Below are 2,729 nucleotides of genomic sequence, written 5' to 3' on the forward strand. Positions count from 1 at the left end.
GCACATCACAATGAAAGTGCACGAGCTCATCGCCGCGTTGGCGGCGCTCCCTGGCGAGTCCGTCGTCTACGTCTCGCACGTAGGGAGGAACCGACTTGATGTCCCGCTTCGCGCCATCACGGTGAAGTCCCCGACGAAGCAGACCCCACTGCAGACGGCTGTTCTCCTGGTGCCCCGATGATGAATCCCCCGATGGCGACGAACGACGGTGCGAAGCAGTCGCCGCCCCCGGAGCCGCTCGCGGCGCTCCGGACGTTGCTGGCATCCATGGAGCACCACGGCATTCCGGATTCATGGCCGGATGACTTCTTCGAGCAGGCCCAGCTCGCGGCCCTGCACCAGGAGGAGGATGCAACGGAGGGAGACGGCGAGGACGACGCCATCGTCGCGGCGGCTCGCGAGATGTACGGGAGCACCGAGATCGAGTTCGACAGCGAGCCGAAGGTGTCCATCGGAGAGGACGGCGCCTTCGTCAGCGCCTGGGTCTTCGTCCCTCGCTCCTCCATCCCCGGGATGGACACGGAGGATGAGGACAACAAGTCCACCCCTCCTCCGGAGGATGGTGGCAATGCCGGATAGTCGCTCTGGGCGAGTGGCGGACGCAGACGAAGACCTTCAGCAGTTGTTGGTGGACGTCGAGAGCGCGCTCTCCAGCAGCCGGGAGCACAACTCCTGGGACCTCGGACCATCTGGACTGCTCGTCAGGGTGCGTGACGCGCTGAAGAAGGTCCCGAGTCAGGCGAAGTAGTCCCCGGGCCCGTCCCGGCAACCCTCAACCCCTTCTGAATGGAGGCTCGAAATGGGCCTGCTGGCGGAGCTTTGTCGTGTGGTCGAGCATCGAGAGGACCCGGGGCCCTGGCTCCGGCGCGCGGCGCACGCAGTGGCGGACGCGCTCCGCAGCGCCCCCAGGCTGAAGACGTGGCACGTCGAGCGCGGGCTCTACGTGTCCGCGTTGCTGGGCGCGGTCTGGGGGGAGCACCGCAACACGCTTGGGCTGCCCATTCCCCCCACGGGAATCTTCGCAGCCCTGGGGCTGAGCCCGGTGACGGTTGGGTGGCTCGCGGTCGTGATGTTGGCGGTGTCGCTGATGGACGCCGTCTACGGGGCGGAGCTGGACAGCATCGCCGCCCGGGAGAGTGAGCGGGCTGAGGCGGAGGGGCGCGAGGCCATCCAGGTGGAGTGCACGCCGCGAGCTGCGCTGCTTCGTCGGCGACAGCCTTGGATGTCGCTGGGCCTGCTGGCGTACGCGTTCGGCTGGGTGGGCGCCGTCGGCTTCGGGTGGCGCCTGGGCTACCCGCTCTGGCGCCGCTGGTGGCGGGCCCGTTACCCACTGACGAAGGGCGGTGCGTGATGGGTTCCCCTACCCTCATTCACACCGAGCGCGGGCCGGACGTCCACTCGCGCTCGAGCATCCGCAGGTGGATGCTGATGCACCTCGTAGAGCACCGCGACGCTTCCGGCGAGGTGAACCTCACGTCGTTGGTGGAAGCGTGGGACGCGGCCCAGGCCGGCGGCGAGGCAACGCTCGACGAGCACCACCCCGCGTGGGACGTCGCCGTCGAGGTGGCCGAGCGGGCCGACGCCAGCGAGGAGCTCGAGGACGAAGCGCCGCTCCTCTGCGACAGGTGCGGGAGGTACGCGCACGGCCGGTTCAAGGGCGCCGGCCACAACCGATGTGCCGACACCGAGTGCGAGTGCTACTGCACGCGCATCAGCGTGGTGAGCCCATGAGCTGCGTCGGCGATCTGGCGGACTGCTGTGCGCGACTCCAGGCCCTCAGGCAGTGGTGGCGTCCGGGAGAGGTGGACGTCATCGCGGAGTGCATCGAGGAGGCGGAGCAACTCCCCGAGCGCGAAGCCGCGGAGCGTGAGGCGCTGCACATGGCGGAGGACGAGTTGCGCGACCTCGTGCCCAACGGGACCGACGCCACCCAGTCGCGGTGGCGCGAGCTACAGCGCCGCGTGACGGCCGCGAGGAAGTCCCTCAACGACCTGGCCGTCGCTGCATCGGCCCTCTACGCGGCGCTCGGTGTCGAGCTGTGGTGGGCGCGCAGCAACCACTGGCGCGAGGGCGTCGAGCACGCGAACGCACACGCCCGCTGAACGTCAGACCCAACAAGTAGTCTGCCGTTTAGTGGACCTATCAAGTCAGTACGAGTGCCACGCGTACACGGAGCACCCCGAGAAGAGCTGGGTGCTCTGCGAGCGCGAGGACGGACACACGGGCCCGCATCGGTGGCGGGACCACGAATGGACAGACGCGGTGGATGACACCACCGCGATGGAACGCGAGCTGATTCGCCGCGCCGAGCAGGACGCGGGCGAGCGCTACGAGTGAGGAGAGCAGCATGGCGGGGTTTCAGAAGGCAACGAAGAAGGCCGCGCGTTTGCGCCTTGCGCTCATCGGACAGAGTGGCTCGGGCAAGACGTTCTCCGCGCTGCGCATCGCACGCGGGCTCGTGGGGCCCAATGGAAGAATCGCCGTGGGCGACACGGAGAATGAGAGCGCGAGCAAGTACGCGGACAGGTTCGACTTCGACGCGCAGAGCATGAGTCGGTTCAGCCCTCGCGACTTCATCGCCCTCATCGAAGAGGCCGCGCGCGAGAAGTACGACTGCCTCATCATCGACAGCCTCTCCCACGCATGGATGGGGAAAGGCGGTGCCCTGGAGATGGTCGACCAGGTGGCGAAGCAGTCGAAGTCGAAGAACAGCTTCGACGCGTGGCGCA

Annotated in this window: 8 protein-coding genes; all 8 read left to right on the top strand. The window is 67.9% G+C overall.

All coding sequences use genetic code 11. From position 1 onward, the window contains the following. A partial coding sequence (locus LXT21_RS44590) for a hypothetical protein (protein ID WP_254044369.1) occupies nt 1–181 on the top strand: 181 nt, incomplete at its 5' end. Between the two features lie 11 nt (nt 182–192). After that, entirely contained in the window at nt 193–579 is a 387-nt protein-coding gene (locus LXT21_RS44595) for a hypothetical protein (protein WP_254044370.1), read from the top strand. A 13-nt stretch (nt 580–592) separates the two neighbouring features. Continuing rightward, the gene (locus LXT21_RS44600; protein WP_254044371.1) at nt 593–748 is read left to right on the top strand and encodes a hypothetical protein; all 156 of its coding nucleotides are present in this window, start codon (nt 593–595) and stop codon (nt 746–748) included. Between the two features lie 78 nt (nt 749–826). After that, nucleotides 827–1,351, top strand: coding sequence for a hypothetical protein (locus LXT21_RS44605; RefSeq protein WP_254044372.1), 525 nt, complete (start codon nt 827–829; stop codon nt 1,349–1,351). 71 nt (nt 1,352–1,422) lie between these two features. Further along, a complete protein-coding gene (locus tag LXT21_RS44610; protein ID WP_254044373.1) occupies nt 1,423–1,731 on the top strand; it encodes a hypothetical protein in 309 nt (102 codons plus the stop codon). Beyond that, a complete protein-coding gene (locus LXT21_RS44615) occupies nt 1,728–2,102 on the top strand; it encodes a hypothetical protein (protein ID WP_254044374.1) in 375 nt (124 codons plus the stop codon). Before LXT21_RS44610 ends, LXT21_RS44615 begins: the two co-directional genes overlap by 4 nt. Nucleotides 2,103–2,133: 31 nt before the next feature. Continuing rightward, on the top strand, nt 2,134–2,337 hold the full coding sequence (locus tag LXT21_RS44620) for a hypothetical protein (RefSeq protein ID WP_254044375.1): 204 nt from the start codon (nt 2,134–2,136) through the stop codon (nt 2,335–2,337). A 10-nt stretch (nt 2,338–2,347) separates the two neighbouring features. Beyond that, nucleotides 2,348–2,729 (top strand): AAA family ATPase (locus LXT21_RS44625; RefSeq protein WP_254044376.1); only part of this gene is annotated, 382 nt, incomplete at its 3' end.

Source organism: Myxococcus guangdongensis (assembly GCF_024198255.1).
Classification (GTDB): Bacteria; Myxococcota; Myxococcia; order Myxococcales; family Myxococcaceae; genus Myxococcus; species Myxococcus guangdongensis.

Coding starts and splice junctions, on each gene's coding strand:
- LXT21_RS44595 (WP_254044370.1), top strand. CDS start 193: ATGGCGACGAACGACGGTGCGAAGCAGTCGCCGCCCCCGGAGCCGCTC.
- LXT21_RS44610 (WP_254044373.1), top strand. CDS start 1,423: ATGCTGATGCACCTCGTAGAGCACCGCGACGCTTCCGGCGAGGTGAAC.
- LXT21_RS44615 (WP_254044374.1), top strand. CDS start 1,728: ATGAGCTGCGTCGGCGATCTGGCGGACTGCTGTGCGCGACTCCAGGCC.